This window comes from Bacillus fonticola, from assembly GCF_012955605.1.
In the GTDB taxonomy this organism is placed as follows: domain Bacteria; phylum Bacillota; class Bacilli; order Bacillales; family JC228; genus Bacillus_CG; species Bacillus_CG fonticola.
On sequence record NZ_CP052135.1, the window covers coordinates 1793323 to 1815344 of the forward strand.

22 protein-coding genes are annotated in these 22022 nt (G+C 45.0%); 2 read left to right on the forward strand and 20 right to left on the reverse strand.

Annotation, left to right across the window (positions count from 1 at the left end):
- Nucleotides 1-6: 6 nt before the first annotated feature.
- From sucC to HHK01_RS08790, 9 genes are all read right to left on the reverse strand, one after another.
- Nucleotides 7-1167, reverse strand: a complete 1161-nt coding sequence (gene sucC, locus HHK01_RS08750) for an ADP-forming succinate--CoA ligase subunit beta (protein WP_170007429.1) — start codon at nt 1165-1167, stop codon at nt 7-9.
- A gap of 274 nt (nt 1168-1441) precedes the next feature.
- Nucleotides 1442-1714, reverse strand: coding sequence for an EscU/YscU/HrcU family type III secretion system export apparatus switch protein (locus tag HHK01_RS08755; protein ID WP_170007430.1), 273 nt, complete (start codon nt 1712-1714; stop codon nt 1442-1444).
- Nucleotides 1711-3486 carry a hypothetical protein gene (locus HHK01_RS08760; protein WP_170007431.1) on the reverse strand — a complete coding sequence of 592 codons (1776 nt, stop codon included), beginning with the start codon at nt 3484-3486 and terminating at the stop codon, nt 1711-1713. The genes HHK01_RS08755 and HHK01_RS08760 overlap by 4 nt, the downstream gene beginning before the upstream one ends.
- 84 nt (nt 3487-3570) lie before the next feature.
- Nucleotides 3571-4359, reverse strand: a complete 789-nt coding sequence (locus tag HHK01_RS08765; protein WP_170007432.1) for a ribonuclease HII — start codon at nt 4357-4359, stop codon at nt 3571-3573.
- A 94-nt stretch (nt 4360-4453) separates the two neighbouring features.
- Nucleotides 4454-5530 (reverse strand): hypothetical protein, encoded by a 1077-nt coding sequence (locus HHK01_RS08770; RefSeq protein ID WP_170007433.1) that lies wholly within the window; start codon nt 5528-5530, stop codon nt 4454-4456.
- A 97-nt stretch (nt 5531-5627) separates the two neighbouring features.
- Nucleotides 5628-6236 (reverse strand): YppG family protein, encoded by a 609-nt coding sequence (locus HHK01_RS08775; RefSeq protein ID WP_170007434.1) that lies wholly within the window; start codon nt 6234-6236, stop codon nt 5628-5630.
- 90 nt (nt 6237-6326) lie between these two features.
- Nucleotides 6327-6692 (reverse strand): DUF1798 family protein, encoded by a 366-nt coding sequence (locus tag HHK01_RS08780; RefSeq protein WP_170007435.1) that lies wholly within the window; start codon nt 6690-6692, stop codon nt 6327-6329.
- 36 nt (nt 6693-6728) lie between these two features.
- The gene (locus HHK01_RS08785; RefSeq protein WP_170007436.1) at nt 6729-6980 is read right to left on the reverse strand and encodes a hypothetical protein; all 252 of its coding nucleotides are present in this window, start codon (nt 6978-6980) and stop codon (nt 6729-6731) included.
- A gap of 320 nt (nt 6981-7300) precedes the next feature.
- Nucleotides 7301-8302, reverse strand: coding sequence for a DUF2515 family protein (locus HHK01_RS08790; RefSeq protein ID WP_170007437.1), 1002 nt, complete (start codon nt 8300-8302; stop codon nt 7301-7303).
- Nucleotides 8303-8381: 79 nt separating this feature from the next.
- Between HHK01_RS08790 and recU the strand changes: the two genes are divergently transcribed.
- Nucleotides 8382-8987, forward strand: coding sequence for a Holliday junction resolvase RecU (gene recU, locus HHK01_RS08795; protein ID WP_170007438.1), 606 nt, complete (start codon nt 8382-8384; stop codon nt 8985-8987).
- 46 nt (nt 8988-9033) lie between these two features.
- Nucleotides 9034-11676: a transglycosylase domain-containing protein gene (locus HHK01_RS08800; RefSeq protein WP_170007439.1), complete on the forward strand. Its 2643-nt coding sequence runs from the start codon at nt 9034-9036 to the stop codon at nt 11674-11676.
- Between the two features lie 65 nt (nt 11677-11741).
- On the opposite strand, the gene HHK01_RS08805 is transcribed toward HHK01_RS08800, so the two are convergent.
- The 11 genes from HHK01_RS08805 to panB all read right to left on the reverse strand — a co-directional run bounded on the left by HHK01_RS08805 (nt 11742) and on the right by panB (nt 21943).
- Nucleotides 11742-12233: a YpoC family protein gene (locus tag HHK01_RS08805; protein WP_170007440.1), complete on the reverse strand. Its 492-nt coding sequence runs from the start codon at nt 12231-12233 to the stop codon at nt 11742-11744.
- Nucleotides 12230-12895: an endonuclease III gene (gene nth, locus HHK01_RS08810; protein ID WP_170007441.1), complete on the reverse strand. Its 666-nt coding sequence runs from the start codon at nt 12893-12895 to the stop codon at nt 12230-12232. The genes HHK01_RS08805 and nth overlap by 4 nt, the downstream gene beginning before the upstream one ends.
- Nucleotides 12896-12907: 12 nt before the next feature.
- The gene (locus HHK01_RS08815) at nt 12908-13615 is read right to left on the reverse strand and encodes a DnaD domain-containing protein (RefSeq protein WP_170007442.1); all 708 of its coding nucleotides are present in this window, start codon (nt 13613-13615) and stop codon (nt 12908-12910) included.
- A gap of 95 nt (nt 13616-13710) precedes the next feature.
- Nucleotides 13711-14994 carry an asparagine--tRNA ligase gene (gene asnS, locus HHK01_RS08820; protein ID WP_407646954.1) on the reverse strand — a complete coding sequence of 428 codons (1284 nt, stop codon included), beginning with the start codon at nt 14992-14994 and terminating at the stop codon, nt 13711-13713.
- 119 nt (nt 14995-15113) lie between these two features.
- Nucleotides 15114-16325: a pyridoxal phosphate-dependent aminotransferase gene (locus tag HHK01_RS08825; protein ID WP_170007444.1), complete on the reverse strand. Its 1212-nt coding sequence runs from the start codon at nt 16323-16325 to the stop codon at nt 15114-15116.
- A gap of 14 nt (nt 16326-16339) precedes the next feature.
- Nucleotides 16340-16816 (reverse strand): cell wall elongation regulator TseB-like domain-containing protein, encoded by a 477-nt coding sequence (locus tag HHK01_RS08830; protein ID WP_170007445.1) that lies wholly within the window; start codon nt 16814-16816, stop codon nt 16340-16342.
- A 12-nt stretch (nt 16817-16828) separates the two neighbouring features.
- A complete protein-coding gene (locus HHK01_RS08835; RefSeq protein ID WP_170008730.1) occupies nt 16829-16999 on the reverse strand; it encodes a YpmA family protein in 171 nt (56 codons plus the stop codon).
- Nucleotides 17000-17101: 102 nt separating this feature from the next.
- Complete coding sequence (locus HHK01_RS08840; RefSeq protein ID WP_170007446.1) at nt 17102-19513, reverse strand: exonuclease domain-containing protein; 2412 nt, start codon at nt 19511-19513, stop codon at nt 17102-17104.
- Nucleotides 19514-19862: 349 nt separating this feature from the next.
- Entirely contained in the window at nt 19863-20246 is a 384-nt protein-coding gene (gene panD / locus HHK01_RS08845) for an aspartate 1-decarboxylase (protein WP_170007447.1), read from the reverse strand.
- A 6-nt stretch (nt 20247-20252) separates the two neighbouring features.
- Complete coding sequence (gene panC, locus HHK01_RS08850; RefSeq protein ID WP_170008731.1) at nt 20253-21107, reverse strand: pantoate--beta-alanine ligase; 855 nt, start codon at nt 21105-21107, stop codon at nt 20253-20255.
- Nucleotides 21107-21943, reverse strand: a complete 837-nt coding sequence (gene panB, locus HHK01_RS08855; protein ID WP_170007448.1) for a 3-methyl-2-oxobutanoate hydroxymethyltransferase — start codon at nt 21941-21943, stop codon at nt 21107-21109. Before panB ends, panC begins: the two co-directional genes overlap by 1 nt.
- Between the last annotated feature and the right edge of the window lie 79 nt (nt 21944-22022).

The following is a 22022-nucleotide window of genomic DNA, read 5'->3' on the forward strand; positions in this document are numbered from 1 at the left end:
CGCTTTTCATCCCACGTTAGCTACGATTTTTTCTGCACCATCTGCCATTGATTCAGCCGCGATGATGTTCAGACCAGATTCGCTTAATATTTTCTTACCAAGTTCTACGTTTGTTCCTTCAAGACGTACGACAAGTGGCACTTTCAACTCAACTTGTTTTGCCGCCTCAACGACACCTGTAGCGATGATGTCACATTTCATGATGCCACCAAAAATGTTCACGAAGATTCCTTTAACGTTTTGATCACTTAAGATGATCTTGAACGCTTCCGTTACTTTTTCAGCTGTCGCGCCGCCCCCAACGTCAAGGAAGTTCGCCGGATCGCCGCCGTAGTGCTTGATGATGTCCATCGTTGCCATCGCGAGTCCAGCACCATTTACCATACAGCCGATATTTCCATCGAGGGAAATGTAGCTAAGGTCGTATTTAGATGCTTCAATTTCTTTTGCGTCTTCTTCGTCTAAGTCGCGATATTCTACGACGTCTTTATGACGGAAAAGTGCGTTCGAATCAAAGTTTAGTTTAGCATCAAGTGCCATTACTTTCCCATCGCCAGTTGTAACAAGTGGGTTGATTTCGGCAATAGAGCAATCCTTATCCACGAATACTTGATACAGGCCAAGCATGAATTTCACCGCTTGCCCTACTAATTCTTTCGGGATATTGATGTTAAACGCGATACGACGTGCTTGGAATCCTGTTAAGCCAACAACAGGATCGATTACTTCTTTGAAGATCTTTTCTGGAGTCGCTTCTGCCACTTCTTCAATTTCAGTTCCGCCTTCTTCAGATGCCATGAGCACTACCCGACTGGTCGCTCGGTCGAGAACAAGCCCGATATAGTACTCCTTCTGAATGTCGCAACCTTCTTCTATAAGTAAGCGCTTTACTTCTTTCCCTTGTGGACCCGTTTGGTGTGTCACCAACGTTTTTCCCAGTAATTCGTTTGCATATGTACGGACATCATCTGATGATTTTGCAATTTTAACGCCACCAGCTTTACCGCGTCCACCTGCGTGAATTTGCGCTTTTACAACTGTTACGTTCGATCCGAGCTTCTCTGCTGCTTCCACCGCTTCGTCAGCTGTGAATGCGACATACCCGTTAGGAACGCTCACTCCATAGTTTCTAAGGAGTTCTTTTCCTTGGTACTCATGGATATTCATGTCCCATCCTCCTAACTTCTTCTATGAAACCATCTTTTATTGTAATAAAGACACTCGGAATTGGCAACCGTTTAAAACGGGGGATGTTGATCTCACGCGTAAAGTAAGTTGAGAGATTCGCTACATGTCATTTTTGTTTATCCCGGGATTAACGCTCATATAATCAGAATAACGCTCTTATCCCGAGGTTAACGCTCATATAATCGGAATAACGCTCTTATCCCGACGTTAACGCTCATAAAACTGGAATAACGCGCTCCGCCGATTTTTAAAATTACCCACGACTTGCTTTTTCTCTATCAATTTTATAAAGAAAAGCAAATACCTCTGCGACCACTTCGTATAGTTCCTCTGGAATCATTTGCTCTACTTCCATTTGACCTAGTAACTCTACTAAGTTCTGATCCTCGTGAATTGGAACGCCTGCAGCGGCCGCCTTTTCTAGAATGGTTTCCGCTTGTATCCCTTTTCCTTTTGCCACAACTTTAGGGGCGTCGTCGCCGTCGTATTGTAGCGCCACAGCTTGCCTTCGTCGTTCTTTACTCATATTTTCACATCCAGTTGCAAATCTTCTACTCCAAAAAAGCGCTCATCCCAAGTATCGGTTGTTTTCTCTGTGATCCCTTGGAAACGCACTCCAGAAAAATAGAAGCCTGCCTTTTCAATTCCTTTTTGTAAGGCGTCGATATACGGAGCTGCGATGGAAGACAAGCGTGCCTCATCGTGAAATACGGTTATATTGAGGACTTTCTTTTGAATACGGACATCGACAACGACCTCCTGTAACTGTTCCAGATGAAGATGAAACCATAAGCGACAGTGATCAGGATCGATCGTGTCATCCTCTGTTTTCTTTCCTTGCCAATACATCTCGACGTCATGCAAGGCCTCGTGAAAAGGGAACGGAAAAGCAGTGAAAAATTGCAACAGGGGTCCCGCCTCGTGAGCTAATAACTTTTGGGCATGAAGTGTATTAAGTTGTTGCTGAAAAGGTTCCTGATCTGATTTTGTAAGATCGGAAATCAATTGATAAAGGAGTGCCTTTACGGTAGCAAGCTCACCACGTGTATCACTCTTGGCAAATTGCGTCTCTATATCGTACCCCATTTGTTGAATACGCCCCGTCAGTTCTTGCTTGATTTGGTTTGTAAAAAACTCCTTCATCGATAGCGCCTCCTCGGAATGAGACAGACGCATTTCTCCCGTTTTAATGAATTGGTCGGACCATTGCTGAATACGCGGCCCTGCAGCAGTTGTTGACGGAAACAGAAGACGAACAAAGGCTTCTGTCAATGCTTCCCGGTTTGGGTGACTGTCGATTTGTTGTAACAACACTTGAATTCCTTGCTCAACTAGTGACTGCTTTGTCTGTGGTGGTGTGTCCATCCATTTTTGCATCGTTTGTATGCTTTGCGTTGTTTGCCCTCGATCCATTCGTTCCATCGCCAAATACCAGTCCGTAGCAAAGGAAAGTTGGAATAAACTACTTGATCGAATGCCTGATTGCACTCGTTGTCCGTAGTGCTGGACGGCCTGTTCTCTGGATAAGACTGTTTGCTGTCCTTGTTTCCCATCTGTCACATGCAAAAGTGCAGACCAAGCCTGTGTAGTCGGCACACTCATCTGTGCCCCCGATGCCGTTTCCACTTGAAATAGACTAGTAACTAGGGAAGTGAGGAGAGAGCGTACAATTTTTTGCGGAATGGGCGTTTGCAAAGATTGTAGGAAAGACGCGTGCCCCGCCCGATTTTGTATCGGTTTATCTAAATGGGTGAGCAAGGTTGTTAACTCGGCCATCTGCTGGCTCACAACGGGTTTGTTAGCAAAAAATGCTGTCAAGACACGGAAAGGTTCGACAGTAGTTCCTGTATTGGATCGAATCATCCATTGAAGCGCAAGTTTAGCCGCTCCCTCGTTTTGCTTGGCCAGCTGGGTGATCTCTTGTGCGGTTTGTCGATCAAGGGGCGCCCCCATTTGCTTGACAAGCTGAAGGAACTGCTGCGTAAAAGCCGTATTGGGAAGTTGCCATGATTCTATTAAACGACTAAAATCAACTCTATTGCCATTTGAAGAAGCACCTGTCCAGTTCGCCAAACGCAAAAATAAGCCGTCCTCATCACGCGCCACTTCAAACCAGGCGCCTTCTTGGAGTGCCACTTGCCCTTCTACGCGCATGCTCATCTGTGTTTGTCCGATCGATACCGTGATTTTTCCGGTTTTACTCATGTTGGTGAGGCGACCGTACACCATTTGCCCTTCGCGAAGCTGTGGCTGGGGACGTTCTTCTTGAGGTTTAGTAAAAAAGTGTACGGGCTTCATGCAACACGCCTCCATTTTGTCTGCTTTCTATGTTATTTCACCAAGCACGTACCCTTTTGTTCGTTCTTGTGCTGCTCGTATTTGTTACAGAAGTGTCATCTGTTCTCTCGTTTTTACGGGTTGAAATGAGCGGCGATGCTCGTGAATCACGCCGTAACGATCTAACGCTTCTACATGCTCCTTTGTCCCATAGCCTTTATGGGAGGCAAAGCCGTATTGCGGATATTGTTCGTGTAGAGACGCCATATATCGATCTCTTGTAACTTTAGCCAAAATAGAGGCTGCGGCGATCGTTACACTTTTGGCATCACCTTTTATAATGGACTCTGTTTGTACTGCCTCGAGTTGCAAGGGTACTGCATCAATCAAGGCGATCTGAGGTGTCGGTGATAAGGACTCAATCGCCTGCTTCATCCCTTGTTTCGTCGCTTCATAAATATTAATCTCATCAATGACTGTTGTTGGCACAACCTCAATGGCAGTACAGATCGCTTGCTCTAGAATACGTTCATAGTAGTAATCACGCATGTGGGCGGTGATGGCCTTTGAATCATCCACACCTGGCAAATACGCATCTTCTCGCAACATAACGGCAGCAGTGACGACAGGACCGGCAATCGGACCTCTACCTGCTTCATCCACACCTGCGATATACGTGGCACCTTTTTTCCGGATAGCCCGTTCATACGTGTTCATTTCGAGCCACCGTTCATGCAAACGTTGCTCTTTTTCTTGCTGTTTTTGCCACTGTCGGAGGAGCTGTTGCACCCCTTTGCGCGGATCTTGTACAGCTTCCGCGTATCTGTCGTCTTCCATCGTTTTCATTTCTTGGAATATTTGTTTCCATTGTTGTATCGTTCGAATCGAATTCATCCTGTCACTCCATACGTGTACTCTATGTATCGTCAAAATGGTTTGAATGTTAATGGGAATGCGAAGGAGAATTAACAATCCAAACTATATGTAACTAGGTACATACTATAACAGTTTGATAGACAGTATTGTGTGGAGTTTCGAAAAATTTTCTAAGGAAAGATTGGGAAATGGAGGTGGGGTTTTTAAAGGGGATAGATCTGTTTGCGGAAGGGGGTTGAGGGATGATCGCGGATATATTCCTCTGACCGCGGATATATTCTCTTGATCGCGGATATATCCTCTTGATCGCGGATATATCCTCCTGACCGCGGATATATCCTCCTGATCGCGGATATATCCTCCTGACCGCGGATATATCCTCCTGATCGCGGATATATCCTCCTGATCGCGGATATATCGCTCTGATCGCGGATATATCCTCCTGACCGCGGATATATCCTCCTGATCGCGGATATATCGCTCTGACCGCGGATATATTCTCCTGATCGCGGATATATCGCTCTGATCGCGGATATATCCTCCTGACCGCGGATATATCGCTCTGACCGCGGATATATCCTCCTGACCGCGGATATATCCTCCTGACCGCGGATATATTCTCCTGATCGCGGATATATCGCTCTGATCGCGGATATATTCTCCTGATCGCGGATATATCCTCCTGATCGCGGATATATTCTCCTGACCGCGGATATATTCTCCTGACCGCGGATATATCGCTCTGATCGCGGATATATCCTCCTGACCGCGGATATATCCTCCTGATCGCGGATATATCCTCCTGATCGCGGATATATCCTCCTGATCGCGGATATATCGCTCTGATCGCGGATATATTCTCCTGACCGCGGATATATTCTCCTGATCGCGGATATATCGCTCTGATCGCGGATATATCGCTCTGATCGCGGATATATTCTCCTGACCGCGGATATATCGCTCTGACCGCGGATATATTCTCCTGATCGCGGATATATCCTCCTGACCGCGGATATATCCTCCTGACCGCGGATATATTCTCCTGATCGCGGATATATCCTCCTGACCGCGGTGTTGAATTTAGTCTGGATAGGTTGCTTTGGCGTGCTGGCTCTTCAGGGCGCCGGGGTGGGGTGCGCTCGTTCTGATTGCGTGCGGGGGTGTTTTTCGAATGGAAGCAATCGGTCATTGCCGATTGCTTCTTTATTGGGGTCTGTGTGTATTTTTAAATTTGTACTTGATCGGAGCACGCGAGCAGTGCCTGGCTCGCCTCGTGTGAAATCTTTTTACACTTTAAACATCCCGCCTAAGCCCTTCACCATGCCCGAAACTTGGTTCATCGCGTTCATCATCTGACCTGCCGTGTCCATCATCTTGTTGAAGTCCACAGTTCCTTCTTGGTTTTTAAATGAGCTCATCAATCCGCCTTTACCGCCTCCCTTGTTTGCTTGCTGGGGTTGGTTGTAAGGTGGGTATGGGTGCAGGTAAGGGGATGGCTGTTGTTGTGGCGGTGGCTGATTGTGAGTTGATTTTTTTGATGAGAGCGGGTTTTGGTACAAGCCTTCGTTTGGTGCATAAGGTGTCGTTTGATAGTGCGCTTGCTGTTGCATAGGATATTGCTGATTCCATTGCGCTTGCTGTTGCATAGGATATTGCTGATTCCATTGCCCTTGCATTGCATTAGCTGGCATAGGTTGAAAGACTGGTTGTGCAGATCCGTATGGGTTTCCCATTTGTCCTCCGTTATTCCAGGAAGGATGACCTTGGACAGCTTGATACGGAGTTTGAATTTGATGAAATGGATGGGTGGCCCCGTAAGGATATTGTGATGGTGTACTATTTCGTCCGCCAGAAACTCCCGTGACACGAGTAGATGGTCGCCCTGTATATTGCATCTTCCTTCCCTCCTCATTGTTACAATATGCAGGTAAAAAAAAGACGTGACATTCGCCCGGTTGTCCTACGAGCGCCTATCACGTTCATGCCTATTTTTCAGTTTCCTCAACTAAGGTAAGAAATCGGGTAAAGTTGTATCTTGTCGATTCAACGTGTTGTTGGAATTTTAAAGCGCTTGCTTTCGGATCAAAGCCTAGTAAAGATAGTCTGTGCATATTTTCTATTGTTTGTTCAATTTGCATGACGTGAAAGGTTTTAGGGCGTTTTTCCTCTATCCATTGTGTTGCGAGTAGCTTCCACCTTTCAAGTACATCTAATACTTCCATTGTGAAAGGACGTATTTCCGTTTCAAAATCAGCCGTTTCTCCTCGACTCAAGGCACGTTTTCTATGCACTTCCACGCGATCAAGTAGTTCTATTAGTTGCCTAGTTGTATGTTTCAGTTCTTCTGACACTTTTCCGCCCCCTTACACTCATTGTAAGAGAGATGATTAACTAAATTCAAGAAGAAGTGGTTCCCGACCTGTAATCATGGTTCCAGTTGGTGACTCTTCGCTAGTATGTCGTTCGATTTGTGTAAGCTCTAACTGCAAACCGCGTATCGTCGCTCGCACTTCTTGGAGACCTTGTTCCTCTTCTTGCAGGCGGGATGTCATCAATTCCTCAACAGCATCAATAGAAGCAGCTAATTTTGAAAGTTGTTGTAAGCATTCTTCTTTGTTCACGAGTGTCGGTGTTTGCATTCTTTCCAACCCCTTTTCCGTTTTCGTTGTACTCCAAGTATTCGAGATGTAACCGAAGCCTCCTTTCCTCTTGACAAAACTAGAAGAAATCCGTCAAAGATTTTAAAACATCTACGACAATTCGACAGCGTGCGTAAAAACAGTTCTCTCTTGCCACACTATATGAAAAGGACGGAGGTGATCGAGGCATGCGTTCAAACGATTCGAAGCAACAAAAAATACAAAAGGAACAAAACAAAACCGCTTCTCGGGCTCCAAAAAATAACCCGAAATTGGATGGTCCAAATAAACCGTCAACGTAAAAGAAAAACGATCGTCTGTCATTGTTCGTGCAGATGATCGTTTTTCTTCTGACGCCTTCGCTCTAATACAGCCTCTTTTGCAGCCATCCACATACGGGACTCTGCCCACTTTGCTCTCGACCAGTGGGTGATGTGCGGGTTCTCTTTCCATTGCGGTGGAGTTGCCCAATCTTTCGGTGGCTTCGAGTAACCTTCCCATTGCACAAGGCGTGGCTCGAGAATATGGTGATGAACGACAGGGTAGCAAGCTCTCAATAGTTGAGAGGTTTGATGACGTCGCTCCTCTATTGGAAGATATTGCTCATATTCGTATCTCGACCCTGTAGGTTCTGTTCGGGATGCAAAATTGACAAATTCCTTCGCCCAGTTATCATGAAATAAAATAGAACATAATCGTTTACCTAATTGAATCCGTTCATTTGGATCCGTAAACTTTGATACACTAGTGCCGTATAGTTTCCCTTCTGTTGTAGGAAACACAACCAAACTGTAATGGAGATGGTCTTCCATAAAAAAAGGAAGCGTTCCAAACACCTCCTTTTTAGCATGGTGCAAGACTGGTTGTTGAATCAGAAGTTGTTCGTTGACGATTTGTGCGTAAAGTAATCGTCTTTGATTTCCTTCTCTCCAAAAGCGCCTCCACTCTTCTTCCATAAATGTAGAGACACGAAATTGTGACAGAAGCTGAAACAAAGGTACTCCCCATTTCGTCGAATAGTGGTAGAGTAGCAATTGAGGGTATGCATCTTGAAATATTAGCCAATTCGCACGTTCATACACGAGAAATAGGTTCCTTCTCAACTTTGCAGGTAAAAAAGAGATAACCTCTGGTGCCTGTAAATCAGTCATGGACCAGCCTGCGTTTCGCGAAACCATCGAGGCCAGAAAAGACCATGGAATTTCTCGGTATTTGTTGTAGAATGCTTGGTAGGCCTTTGTTCTCGAAATATTGTCCAAGTTGGCACGGGCTGTTTTCAGATGTATGCTGGAAATAAGATGTTGCACGCGTTGTTTATTCATATGTTCAGCGCTCCTTACAGCTTAGCGTAAGAAAAGGAGAGCTCTTTTATGCACAGTCCTTAAAGTTAGGGGGAGCCTTATGTCTATTCGTTATCCGAACGGGAAGCCGTATAAAGGATCTTTATCTACTCCAAAACAAAGGGAGTCTACACACCGTTACGGAAATCGAGGAAAGACCCTCGAAGATGACTTAAACGCCACGAACCATTATTATAGGGAACATGGGATTGCCATCGTTCACAAGAAACCGACCCCTATTCAAGTGGTATCAGTCGATTATCCAAAACGAAGTGCGGCGGTGATTAAAGAAGCGTACTTTCGACAACCATCCACTACAGACTATAATGGGGTATACAAGGGCCTCTACCTAGACTTTGAGGCGAAAGAAACGACTGGGAAAACGGCATTTCCCCTTGCCAATATTCACGAACATCAGATTGGTCACATGAAGCAAGTCCTTCACCAAAGCGGGGTGTGCTTTTTCATCCTTCGTTTCACTGCCACTGATGAGGTCTATTATATGCCAGGGTATGTGGTCATCACATATTGGGAACGAATGGTGGCCGGTGGTAGAAAATCAATGAAAAAAGAAGAGGTCGAACGAGATGGTTACAAAATCCCTCTCGGCTTATCTCCTCGGGTGGACTACATTAAAATTGTTGATGAGCTACATAGCCCGTCATAGCTGACTCATTTTCAGCGCAAGGCGGAAGAAAGGTAGGTTATGGACTATGGCTGAAGGCTACGGATCACGGGAAGAACGTAGAAAAGCGAAACAACAAAAGCCTTCTTCTAGTGGAAAGAAAAAGCAAGACAGTAAAAAAACGAGTGCTATCCAGTGGGTGAAGCGTGTGGTTTTAATCTTTGCCATTATTGGGGTACTCGGTTTATTAGGAGGTGCTGGACTTTTCGCTTATTACGCCAGTAGTGCTCCTTCTTTAGACCCTGAAATGTTAAAAGATCCACTTTCATCCAAAATTTATGATAACGAAGGAAACGTAATTCGCGTGCTTGGTAGTGAGCGTCGAGACTTCGTACCCTATGATGAAATTCCACAAATAGTAAAAGATGCTGTTATCTCTATAGAAGATGCGCGATTTTACGAACATATGGGCTTTGATCCTATTCGACTTGGTGGTGCGGTCATCGCCAATATTACCGAAGGATTTGGATCTGAAGGAGCAAGTACGATTACACAGCAAGTCATTAAACAATCCTTTCTAACGCAAGACAAAACATTAAAACGCAAAGCTCAAGAAGCGTGGCTCGCCATCCAACTGGAGCAAGAATATGAAAAGGAAGAAATATTCGAAATGTACGTCAACAAAAACTTAATGGGCGGTAACATTAATGGAATCGCTACAGCGTCACAATATTATTACGGGGTACCAATTCAAGAAGTTAGCTTACCACAGGCCGCTCTTTTAGCAGGGATACCACAGCTTCCAAACGTGTATGATCCTTTCAAAAATCCCGAGGCTGCAAAAGAACGCCGTGACACTGTACTTAACGCGATGGTAAGAGAGGAAAAGATTACGGAAGCGGAAGCAGAGGAAGCAAAAGCAGTTCCAATAGTCGATATGATTTTACCAGAGGAACAGCGCGCACCAGAAGACACCCCTTATGATGCTTTTGTTGACCTTGTTATTGAAGAAGTCGAAGCTCTGGGAGAGTATGACATCTTCACTGACGGACTTAACATTTACACGACGCTAGATACAGACGCACAAAACACCGTAGATGAAATTCTCGCTTCAGAGAATATTGGGTATCCTGATGAAAATTTCCAAGCGGGGATTACCTTATTAGACACAGCCACTGGTGAGGTACGTGCTATTGGTGGAGGTAGAAACCAAACTACTAATCGAGGCTGGAACTTTGCAGTCGATGAAATACGTCAACCAGGCTCGACGATTAAGCCAATACTTGATTATGGACCTGCATTTGAGTATTTACAGTGGTCTACACATAAGCAAATGGTTGACGGCCCTACTGAATATTCATGGGGAGATTCAGTAAACAACTGGAATGATAGCTTCGATGGACAAATGTCAGTTCGACGCGCACTTGCCCTATCGAAAAATACAGTTGCTGTCCAAACCTTCCAAGAAGTCGGCGCAGATCGCATTCGTGAATTCGGGGAAAACCTCGGCATCCCATTGGACGAACAATTTGGTGAACCGTACGCAATTGGTGGTTTTAATTCAGGAGTAAACACTCTTCAATTAGCTGGTGCGTACAGCGCATTCGGAAACAATGGGGTTTATACGGAGCCTCATACCGTGAGAAAAATTGTGTTACGTGATGAGGAAACAGAAATTGATGTAGCACCTAAACCAAAAGTTGTCATGAACGAATCCACAGCTTATATGGTGACAGATATTCTGAAAGATGTGTTCTCTTATGGGACTGCATCTGCCTATGGCATTAGTGGCGTCCCGATGGCGGGAAAAACAGGAACGACCAATTACGACGATCGGAATGACGGCTCTGTCCCTGACTCATGGATGGCTGGCTACTCTACTGAGTACACAGCAGCCATTTGGACCGGCTATCAAGATCGCTCAATAGGTATCCCTGCGGGCGCACCGCAACAAATTGCACGCAAAATCTATCAACAATTAATGCAACAAGTTCACGAAGGTATGCAAGTAGCTGATTTTAAAAAGCCTAGTTCTGTTGTGGAGGTTGCTGTTGAAAGAGGTTCAGATCCGGCACGTTTACCGTCTGATTTTACACCTGACGATCAAATTGTAACTGAACTATTTATTAAAGGCACAGAACCAACAGAAGTATCTGAGAAATTCGATCGAGTAGATCCGGTACAAGGGTTAACTGCTAATTACAATGAAAAAGACAATACGATTACCTTAAATTGGGAGTACTCACGTGATAGCGAAGACACACGGGTGACATTCGACATCAATATTTCTTTAAATGATGAAGAATTTGAGCCGTTAACAACCTTAGAAGAAACGACACTCGTTCTCGAGGAAGTATTCCTAGATACAGCGTATTCATTTGAAGTCATTGCCAACGTTGGAGATGAAGCGAGTGACCCAGAATCTGTAGAGATCGTGGTTCCAGCAGCACCTGAAGATGAGGAAGATGAGGGAATCGGTGACATCATTGACCTACCAGGTGAAGGAGGAGACAGAGACCCAGAAAATGACGATCCTCAAAACGATGGAAGTGGCGACGAAGATTCCGGTGACGAAAACTCAGGCGGAAACAACGATGGTTCTGGAGACGGCACCGGTAGCGGAAATGGGAATGGGAATAACAACGGAGGCAATGGTTCCGGCGATAGTGGTGGGAACAACGATGAAGGCTCCGGTGGGGGTGACAGCGGTGGTGAGAACGGTTCACCGTAAATCCCCCCACTCCACCTAGAAGAAAAAGCCCTGACCAACTTATACTTGGTGAGGGCTTTTTCTTATCACTTGCGGTTATTCATCGTCTTTGTTCGATACATTATTTTTTCAAGTTCTTTCATAAGCTGTGTTGCTTGGGCGAAGGCGTGGACGTGCTGTGGACGTAACGCACAAAATTGCAATCGTTCTTTTGCGTTTAATGGCTTTATCACAAATCCAGTTACTTTCTCTTCCCAATTATGAAACGTAACCGGTTCTTCGTTCAACCAAAAAATCGCTATCCATAATTGTCGATACGCGCGGATTAACTTTCCCTTGTCTACCGAACGCGCGCTCAATGCTTCTTTCAATATAAACTGTTCACTTCGAAAAGCTTCAAAAACAGTCGGGAGCTTTTCAAAGGGAGTTTCCCATGGCCAAGGATCGGATGGTGTTTTTCCGTTGTAAAACAACATTTCACTATCTACATCTTGTCCTTCGTTCTCCCCTATCTCCCACTCCCTCATAGGAAGTAAGGTGGGATGCTGCAGTGAATGAGGAACGTGTACTCGATTCATGCTCCCTTCCCCTTTACTCCTTTTCGTGTCCGCTTTTGCCCTTCACGACAAAGCGAAAGAAGTGGGCACTTCTCACACTGTGGGCGCTGTGCCTTACAGTGGTAACGCCCAAAGAAAATCAGCCTATGGTGTGTATCTCCCCACTCATCTTCCGGTACTTTGCGCATGAGCGTTTTCTCTACTTCCAAAACAGAATCTTTCCAACGACAAATGCCTAACCGTTTGCTTACGCGCTCTACATGCGTGTCTACGGCAATCGCAGGAATGTTAAATGCAACGCTTAGCACAACATTAGCCGTTTTTCTACCGACACCTGGTAGTGCCTCCAGTGCTTCTCTCGTTTGCGGGACTTCACCGTTGTGTTCATCAATCAACATGCGACACAATTTTTGGATGTTTTTTGCTTTGTTTCGATATAATCCGATCGATCGAATATCTTCTTGTAGTTCCTCGAGTTCTACAGATAGATAGTCTTGGGGTGTGCTATATTTTTTAAAAAGGTTTGTCGTCACCTTATTGACAAGTACATCCGTACATTGCGCACTTAACAATACCGCAATCACTAAATCAAACGGATCGCGATAATGTAGTTCACAGTGCGCATCAGGGAACATCGACTCCATTTCGTCTAAACAGACACGAACTTGAGCTAAATTCAGCATGCGACGACTCCTTTATTGCTCGAGCCAATTATACAAGGGCACGTTTTTGGATTTTGGTTGTTCTGATTGTGTAGACGAAGTAGGACGGCGCGCTTGCATGCGAACTTGACGCCCTTTCGCTTGGGCTTGTTGAACTGTACGAACGCCTTGCTTTTGCCAGTCAAATAAGATGCGGTCGATATAGCGAAAATGCATTTTCCCACTAAGAACGGCCTCTTTTAATGCCTGACGAATAAGCGGAGGATCATACGCGTCATGATCTAACCACATCGAAAGGGTTTCTGTTTCCATCGGAGAAAGCGGTCTCGCGAATTCTTCTTCAAACGTACGATACAAAGCTGCCTCTTCATCTTGACGTGTACCTCTATTCGCTTTCTTCTCTTCTTTGTTTAAATGATGGTATAGCTTCTTCCAGACAGGAGTAAGGGAAAAGGCTTCTGAGCGAATTCCTTCCTCAGACTCACTTTCCAGTATTTGCACAACTTCTCTTTGGAGGAGAGATCTAAGAGCCCCAACGATTGCTTGCTCGGTAAGCGACATTCGACCAGCAAACTGTTCAGGTGTCGGAAAAGTCACCCCTTCTTTTTGGAACGCTTCTATGTGAAAGACGATCATCATTTCTTGCTCTGTTATGCCTAATGACGCATAGTGTGGCAACAACATACCTGCCACATTAGTAGAGCCTTGTTCCATCGTCCGAATAAAAACGGTTTCGTTCATAGGATCCCTCTCCTTTCTCGCCTTTCACATACCACCATCCCATACAAAAGACCATGCCCAAGGTTCGGGATGGCCTAAGAGTCTCTTGAGGGAACTTATGGGTATAAACGGTTGAGTAAGCGTGGGAACGGAATCGTTTCCCGTACGTGCTCTACTCCACTAATCCAGGCAACAGTCCGTTCCAAACCAAGACCGAACCCAGCATGCGGTACACTTCCGTATTGACGTAACTGCTCGTACCATTGATACGCATCTCTAGGCAACTGATGCTCTTCGATTCGCTGCGCGAGCAAGGCGGCATCGTGAATCCGCTCCGAACCACCAACGATTTCTCCGTATCCTTCAGGAGCAATTAAATCCGCACACAACACAACATCATCTCGATCTGGATGTGGTTGCATATAAAACGGTTTTAAAGAGGTCGGATAATGGGTAATAAACACAGGCTTGTCATAATGCTCAGCAATCGCTGTTTCATGTGGGGCACCCAAATCATCTCCCCACTTCACATCATCGAATCCTTTTTCTTGTAAGAAGGTAAGTGCATCGTCATACGTAATACGAGGAAACGGTGCTTTCACCTGTTCTAATTTCGCAGTGTCGCGTCCAAGCGTTTGTAATTCAATTGTACAGTTTTTTAGCGCTGATTGCACGACATATGAAACGTATTTTTCTTGAACTTCTAAGCTTTCTTCATGCTCTGTAAACGCCATTTCTGGTTCAATCATCCAAAATTCAATAAGGTGACGGCGCGTTTTCGACTTCTCTGCACGGAAGGTTGGACCAAATGAAAACACTTTTCCGAGTGCCATAGCAGCTGCTTCCATATAGAGCTGGCCGCTTTGTGACAAGTACGCGTCCTCTTCAAAGTATTTTGTATGGAAAAGCTCTGTCGTTCCTTCTGGAGCACTTCCTGTTAAAATTGGGGGATCGACCTTAACAAAGCCTTCTCGGTTAAAAAACTCATAGGTTGCACGAATAATTTCATTTCGGATCTTCATCACTGCATGTTGACGCTTTGAGCGCAACCATAAGTGACGGTGGTCCATAAGAAATTCTGTTCCGTGTTCTTTAGGGGTGATTGGGTAATCCGTTGCTTCACTTAACACTTGGATGCTCTTGACGACCAACTCATAGCCAAGTGGTGAGCGCGTATCCTCTTGCACAACACCTGTTACATACATGGATGTTTCTTGCGTAATCGATTTTGCTAATCGGAATACTTCTTCGTCTACTTCGTTTTTCACGACAACTCCTTGCATAAATCCAGAACCGTCACGAAGCTGTAAAAAGGCAATTTTCCCACTTGAGCGTTTGTTGGCCAGCCAAGCACCGATTTTCACTTCTTCTCCTACGTGCTGATGCACATCTTGAATCATCGTTTTCACGAAATTTGTCCCTCCAACTTTTGCTACATCGTTATACTAGATTTGTGTCCATATTTAAGCTACTTTAAAAGCCTTTATTCTGTAAGGATCTAGGGTCGACACGTCCTGTTTTAACCCCTTTTTGACGCACTTTCTGTCGAATCCCAACGTTCTTTTACAAAACGTTCTATTCTTTCAAGGGCTACTAGGATCGTGTCTAGGTCAGTTGCGTACGATATACGCAAGTGATCTGGTGAGCCGAATCCAGTACCTGGAACGACAGCCACGTTTGCCTCTTCAAGAAGTGCTGTTGAGAAAGCCTCAACATTTGCAAAGCCTGTTCGTTCTACCGCTTCTGTTACGTTAGGGAACAAGTAAAACGCACCTTGTGGTTTCTCGCAATGAAATCCTGGTATTGTAGAAAGTTTCTCGAAAACTGTATCTAGACGATGCTGGAAGGCTAGACGCATATTTTCTACAGGTTCCTGTGGCCCATCATACGCTGCAATCGCACCATATTGCGTCGTTGTAGTTGGGTTGGACGTAGAGTGACTCGCAATGTTCGTCATCGCCTCAATCACTTTCTTGTCTCCTGCAGCAAACCCCATCCGCCATCCGGTCATGGAATGTGACTTACTAAGCCCGTTAATAACAATGGTTTGACGTTGCAGTTGTTGAGAAAGCTGGGCAATTGATGTGTGAGTAGCACCATGATAAAGTAACTTCTCATAGATTTCATCAGACACAATCCAGATGCCTTTACGCACACAAAGATCTCCGATAGCTTGTAGCTCCTCATTTGTGTAAACCATTCCAGTAGGATTTGATGGTGAATTAAGAATGAGTGCTTTCGTTCGATCTGTCACGCTACGTTCTAATGCATCGATAGTAATTTTGAGTTGGTGTTCTTCTTGCCCTTCTACAAAAACAGGAACACCTCCTGCTAGCTTCACTTGTTCTGGATAGCTTACCCAATACGGTGTCGGAATGATGACTTCATCGTCTTTATCCAGAATGGCTTGAAACAACGTATAAAGTGCGTGTTTTGCACCGGTTGTAACAATAACCTCTGACGGGGCATACTCAAGCTGTTGATCTCTAGAAAGCTTCCGAATAATAGCTTGCTTTAAAGAAGCCAGTCCACCAGATGGTGTATATTTTGTTTCTCCATTCTTCATGCTCTTATATGCAGCTTCAATAATATGGTCTGGAGTATTAAAATCCGGTTCCCCAGCCCCTAACCCAATGACATCTTTCCCTTTTTCCCGCAGCTCTTTTGCTTTTGCTGTAATAGAGAGCGTGGCAGATGGGGTGATATCCTCAGCTCGTTTCGCTAATCTCATAAAGGCTTCACTCCTTAAAGGTATCGGTAATAACGAAGCCATTCTCCCGATTCAAAGTCTACGTGCAAAATGGTGTACCGACCCTCTCCATCGATAAACGTCAGTTCCCAGATTAGATCGTTTTTTTCTTTTCCGAGCTTTGTCTCAATATGCTCAACAATATCCCATTCCTCTCGAGCGATGCTAAGCGCTTCTTCTGCAGTGACACCCTCTTCTTGAAGAGCGATGGTTGTTTTAGATGGATTGTCAAAAGGAATCCATGCATAAATAGGTTCGCCGTCTTGATTGGCTCCGCTGACAACAGCATATGAGTCTGTAAAATGATACGTACCGACCCAATCTATCTTCTCAATCCCTTGTTCAATGGCTAGTTGCCTACCAAGAGCTTCCTCCTCTTCTAACGGCTGACGCGCCAATACAAACAGGCTACTCGCTCCTATAACAACTAAACCAAAAAGGATTACACTACTCCATACTAAGGTTCGTTTCATGATAAAACTCCATTATGTACGATAGATGGTAAAAACAGCCTTTGATTCATCTTCAGAATCTAGCGCAAGCCCAAACATTAAATCTTGATCTTTTAAGGTTCGATTTAATGAATCGACGATACGATATAAGTCGTCAGTATGTTGAATCCTCACTGTAGAGAGTGTTTCAATCTTCTTTTCCATCATCGTTGCCTCCTATATGCTCTATACTTCTCATATTATAGCAGTGTTTGACGAGCGAAAAAACTGTTTACCTGAAAAAACATACGTGTTCTGATTTTCTGGTTAGTCTTCTTTTTTCACGTAGGCTCCTATTTGTGTAAGGAGTTGGTCAAAAGCACGATGATACGTCGAGTTGACAATGCGGTCGTCTAAAAACACCCATTCACCTTCCCCTACATCCCACTTCCGAAATACACAAGCAAGTCGTTGGAGTGCTCTTGGTAATGCATAAGCGTAAAAGCCGTGTTTCCCCTGGGCACGATAATAGTGTTCCATTGCCTGTTGCAACGGATCTTTCGGGGGAAAGAACGGAACTTTCACGACAATCATGGTGGAATCTTTTTCGGTGATATCCATCTTTTCCAGTGCTTGGAACGTAGTGAGTAAAATACCTTGATCTACTTCTTGAAACGCACGAATTAGCTTGCGTAAACTATTCTGTGTGCCTTGCCTGCTGTATAAAAGCCGCCGGTCCACATCGAGCAGTTCTCCGACATCAAACAGTAACTCCACATTTGGAAAAATAACATATGTTTTTTTCTCCATATCCAGTATTGTTGACAGTTTTCTTGCAATTGCACTGGCAGAAGTTAGCGTAGTCGTCGTTAGCGTCACGGAAATTGGCGACCTTTGTTGACGTGGCTTCAGAACAACCCCTTTCGTTTGACCAAGTCCTAATTCGTCGAGCGTAAATTGTAAGGACCCTTGAAGAGACCAAATCGGAGCAAGAAGCCGAACGCGACTATACGATTCAAAACGTGCTTGTAACCGCGGTGCAACAAGCATTGGACGCACGTACAAAGACGTGTAATTGTGCATGGCTCTTTTGTCCGTTTCGCCCCACAATAACGCCCGTTTACTAGGATGTACACATTCATGGAGCGTTTGTATCATTCGCTTTGTCTCTTCCAAGACGTGCGGAAGCAACACGGTTTTACTAGCAAGCACTTCTTGCATATAACCGCTTAATCGTTCACAAAAACCTAAAAATGTATCCATCCAAGGTCCCTGCTCCGGGAGCCTTGCTTGCACATAAGGATTCGCGTCACTTCCATCGTCGTAATGTAAACAATGATCGGCTAACCATTGAAACAAACTGTCTATTTCAAAGGAAACCTCTTCCATCCACTCCGTACCCTTTATCTCGGTAAGCGATTGGACTGACGAATACCACTTTCTTGCTTGTTGAAAGTGTATTTTAGCACCATAATGCTGGCGGGCAAAATGGGCAAGCTTGTGTGCAGAGTATATATATACCGATTCTTTTTTCGGTAAATTCTCATTGCGAATCCAGTTCGTCATACTCGTTAATACGAGAGAACTTTGCTCAGCTTGTAGCCGGGCCCGCTCGTCAAATTGATAGCCCTTCCAAGCTGATGATGGATGATGAAGAGAGCTCACTGTTTGCCAAAAAATGTGCGCTCCATCAGACAGATGAAGCTCATCGCAGTCTCCCGTCTCGGTAACTAACAACCAGACAAGCACTTGCATTTTCAAAAGGGCTTCATCATAGTTTGTCGACTTCTTATGTAATGAACGTGCAAATGCCGCCAAAGAGAGGTAGTTGTGACGGCCTTTATAGACACTTGTAGAAAGTTGCAATCGACGTGCTGCTTCAATCCACTCACCCTGTACTTGACGTGGTGAGGGCACTACAATATATGCCGATTCTTCCGTTCGAAGAATATGCTGATTTGCTGTGATCCAATCAAGAAACGCTTCTTTTCTATCATCCACTTCATACAACACTAGTGGCTCGTCAACTGGCATAGTCGTATTTTCATATGTAGAAGCATGCTTAGCTTGAACATCTCTCGCAAAAGGCCATCCATTCATCCAAGCGTACCGCACATCATTTTCTTCCCAGTGCACATAAGACGAACGAACATCCTCTATCCAGGCGTGCACACCACTTCGCATTTGAAAAGATAAAGTAGACAACTTGTTCACCGTCCACTGCGGGAACGATTTCAACTTTTGTTCTAATGCTATGAGTAAACGTGCGGTCGCTTCTGCGTCTTCGTCTGCACGATGCGGTCGTTTATGGGTGAGTTGTAATGTTTCGCTCAAGGAAGAGAGTTTGTAAGAGAGAAGCGTAGGATATAAAATTCTTGCAAGCTCTACTGTATCCAGCACTCCAATATGCGGCAAAGAAAGCTGTTCTTTATCAAACATATGCGTTAAAAAGGACACGTCAAACTGCGCATTATGAGCAACAAGCACGCATCCTTTTATCTTCTTTTGCACAATTGAGGCGACCGCTGCAAACGTCGGAGCATCCTTTACATCTTCATCAGATATCCCGGTTAAATCCGAGATAAATGGAGGAATAGATGCGTGCGGTTGCAAAAAGGTGGCGTATCGATCGATCACTTGCCCATCCCGTACCACGACAAGCCCGATTTGGATAATCTCACCGCCACTTTTCACACTCGTTCCAGTCGTTTCTAAGTCTAAAACACAATAGTTTGTCATACCGTCATCCTCTTTTCTACTAGCAAAACCGTACCATAATTTTTGGGAAACGAAAAGTGGAGAAGCTATATTCTGGTTTTATGAGCGTTAATCTCGAGATAAGAGCGGTAGCCCGGTTTTATGAGCGTTAACCCCGAGATAAGAGCGTTAGCCCGGTTTTATGAGCGTTAATCTCGAGATAAGAGCGTTAGCCAAGTTTTATGAGCGTTAATCTCAAGATAAGAGCGTTAGCCAAGTTTTATGAGCGTTAACTCCGAGATAAGAGCGTTAGCCAAGTTTTATGAGTGCTCAAGACCCCGTTTTTATTATGAAAAAAGGAGCGTATTTCAGCTCCTCTTTTCATCTATCACTAAAGTACCGTATGCGCGGGCTCGTGGTCACGTAGCTCTTGAATGCGATTGTGCTCATCTAGAATCGCTACTTTCGGAGTGTGCACAGGCGCTTTCTCTTCCGCAACGAGCTGGTATCCTATAATAATGACGACGTCTCCTGGTTGGACGAGGCGAGCAGCAGCTCCATTCAAGCAAACTGTTCCCGATCCACGTTCTCCAGAAATGATATACGTTTCTAAACGGGCGCCGTTGTTGTTGTTCACAATTTGTACTTTCTCATTCGGGAGTAAACCAACGGCGTCTAGTAAGTCTTGATCGATCGTGATGCTGCCTACATAGTTTAAATTTGCTTCAGTGACCGTGGCTCGGTGTAATTTTGCGTGCATCATCGTTCGAAACATGATGCGTCACCTCTTTTCTGGAAGTTGAACTAGCACGTTGTCAATTAATCTTGCATTCTCAAATTGGCAAGCTACAGCTAGCAATACCTCACCATTTAGTTGTATATCCGGAGTTAAACTAGGGAAATCGTAAGCTTCTACATAATCGATCGTGAATACACCTTGAGCTGAATCTGCCAGTTTGTTTCGGACGGTCTCGACAGCAGCATTCGCTGACCCACCAGTTGTCAAGACGGTTTTCCCTATACATAGCGCCTCGTATACTATCGGTGCCATGTCGCGCTCCACTGCAGATAGTCTAACATTACGTGAGCTTTTCGCTAGTCCATCCGCCTCACGAACCGTGGCCACGCGATGAATACGAACTGGGAAGTCAAGAGCAGCTACCAGTCCTTCAATAACCGCGACTTGTTGCGCGTCCTTCAACCCGAAGCACGCTACATGTGGTTGAACGAGATGAAACAATTTCGACACGACAGTGACTACTCCATCAAAATGACCAGGTCGACTCTTCCCGCACAAAACGTTCACTCGCTTCGTAACTATAAGCTGCACACTCGGTTCCTCGCCATACAACTCATCACTCGTTGGACAAAATACCACGTCGACTCCCGCCTTCTCAGCAAGTTCAAAGTCACGGGCCTCATCTCTCGGGTATTTGTCAAAGTCTTCATTAGGTCCAAACTGTAGTGGATTGACAAACAAGCTGAGAACGGTGTAATCACTCTGATCGTTGGCTTCCTCAACAAGCTGTAAATGTCCTTCGTGCAAATACCCCATTGTCGGGACTAGAGAAACGATGCTGTTTCCGATCTCATTCCGCCAAGAACGTAAATCCTTTATAGTTCGGATTACTTGCATCATGAGTCTCCTCCGTAAAGACGCTCTAACACGTCGTCTTTCATCGTAAATTGATGCTCGCTAGTTGGAAACGATCCTGTACGCACGTCATTAGCATAGCTTGCGATCGCTTTCACACCACGGTCTTGAAACGATTCGTACGATTTTACAAACTTCGGAACACGATTAATCCCGTATTGCAATATATCATGATACACAAGCACTTGTCCGTCACATCCTGCACCCGCTCCGATCCCAACCGTCGGAATGTCTAACTGCGTAGAAATCCGCTCAGCTAGCTGATGTGGGACACACTCTAACACAAGTGCACACGCCCCAGCCGCTTGTGCACGCTTTGCATCTTCCATAAGCTGACGTGCTGCTTCCTCTGATTTTCCTTGTACTTTAAACCCGCCTAACACTTTAGCAGATTGCGGTGTAAGACCGAGATGACTCACCACCGGGACTCCTGCTTTTGATAATATTTCTGTATGGATAAATACGTCGCCACTTCCCTCAAGCTTCAGTGCGTCCGCACCTGTTTCTTGCAAAACACGGCGTGCTACTTCAATCGTAGATTCAATCGAGCCGTGATACGATAAAAATGGCAAATCGACAACGACAAACGTTTCCTTTGCACCTCTTCTAACTGCTTTTCCATGATGAATCATGTCATCGACTGTCACCGGAATGGTAGAGTCATACCCGAGCACCACCATTCCAAGCGAATCTCCAACTAGTAAAACGTCGACTCCCGCTTCCTCAGCCATTTTTGCAGAGGGGTAGTCGTATGCGGTTACCATAACGATCGGCTTCGCTTCCTGTTTCCATTTTTTAAACGTTTCAGTTGAATGCATTCTTTTCATCCTTCCCTTCGAGGTCTGTATGATGAAAGGCTAAGTGCGCGATGTCCTGTCGCAACGCCTTTCTGACCAC

What these genes read in the sequence shown, in the direction of transcription:
- sucC (WP_170007429.1), bottom strand. Translation starts at nt 1,167, where the DNA reads ATGAATATCCATGAGTACCAAGGAAAAGAACTCCTTAGAAACTATGGA.
- HHK01_RS08755 (WP_170007430.1), bottom strand. Translation starts at nt 1,714, where the DNA reads ATGAGTAAAGAACGACGAAGGCAAGCTGTGGCGCTACAATACGACGGC.
- HHK01_RS08760 (WP_170007431.1), bottom strand. Translation starts at nt 3,486, where the DNA reads ATGAAGCCCGTACACTTTTTTACTAAACCTCAAGAAGAACGTCCCCAG.
- HHK01_RS08765 (WP_170007432.1), bottom strand. Translation starts at nt 4,359, where the DNA reads ATGAATTCGATTCGAACGATACAACAATGGAAACAAATATTCCAAGAA.
- HHK01_RS08770 (WP_170007433.1), bottom strand. Translation starts at nt 5,530, where the DNA reads ATGACCGATTGCTTCCATTCGAAAAACACCCCCGCACGCAATCAGAAC.
- HHK01_RS08775 (WP_170007434.1), bottom strand. Translation starts at nt 6,236, where the DNA reads ATGCAATATACAGGGCGACCATCTACTCGTGTCACGGGAGTTTCTGGC.
- HHK01_RS08785 (WP_170007436.1), bottom strand. Translation starts at nt 6,980, where the DNA reads ATGCAAACACCGACACTCGTGAACAAAGAAGAATGCTTACAACAACTT.
- HHK01_RS08790 (WP_170007437.1), bottom strand. Translation starts at nt 8,302, where the DNA reads ATGAATAAACAACGCGTGCAACATCTTATTTCCAGCATACATCTGAAA.
- recU (WP_170007438.1), top strand. Translation starts at nt 8,382, where the DNA reads ATGTCTATTCGTTATCCGAACGGGAAGCCGTATAAAGGATCTTTATCT.
- HHK01_RS08800 (WP_170007439.1), top strand. Translation starts at nt 9,034, where the DNA reads ATGGCTGAAGGCTACGGATCACGGGAAGAACGTAGAAAAGCGAAACAA.
- HHK01_RS08805 (WP_170007440.1), bottom strand. Translation starts at nt 12,233, where the DNA reads ATGAATCGAGTACACGTTCCTCATTCACTGCAGCATCCCACCTTACTT.
- nth (WP_170007441.1), bottom strand. Translation starts at nt 12,895, where the DNA reads ATGCTGAATTTAGCTCAAGTTCGTGTCTGTTTAGACGAAATGGAGTCG.
- HHK01_RS08815 (WP_170007442.1), bottom strand. Translation starts at nt 13,615, where the DNA reads ATGAACGAAACCGTTTTTATTCGGACGATGGAACAAGGCTCTACTAAT.
- asnS (WP_407646954.1), bottom strand. Translation starts at nt 14,994, where the DNA reads ATGATTCAAGATGTGCATCAGCACGTAGGAGAAGAAGTGAAAATCGGT.
- HHK01_RS08825 (WP_170007444.1), bottom strand. Translation starts at nt 16,325, where the DNA reads ATGAGATTAGCGAAACGAGCTGAGGATATCACCCCATCTGCCACGCTC.
- HHK01_RS08830 (WP_170007445.1), bottom strand. Translation starts at nt 16,816, where the DNA reads ATGAAACGAACCTTAGTATGGAGTAGTGTAATCCTTTTTGGTTTAGTT.
- HHK01_RS08835 (WP_170008730.1), bottom strand. Translation starts at nt 16,999, where the DNA reads ATGGAAAAGAAGATTGAAACACTCTCTACAGTGAGGATTCAACATACT.
- HHK01_RS08840 (WP_170007446.1), bottom strand. Translation starts at nt 19,513, where the DNA reads ATGACAAACTATTGTGTTTTAGACTTAGAAACGACTGGAACGAGTGTG.
- panD (WP_170007447.1), bottom strand. Translation starts at nt 20,246, where the DNA reads ATGTTTCGAACGATGATGCACGCAAAATTACACCGAGCCACGGTCACT.
- panC (WP_170008731.1), bottom strand. Translation starts at nt 21,107, where the DNA reads ATGCAAGTAATCCGAACTATAAAGGATTTACGTTCTTGGCGGAATGAG.
- panB (WP_170007448.1), bottom strand. Translation starts at nt 21,943, where the DNA reads ATGCATTCAACTGAAACGTTTAAAAAATGGAAACAGGAAGCGAAGCCG.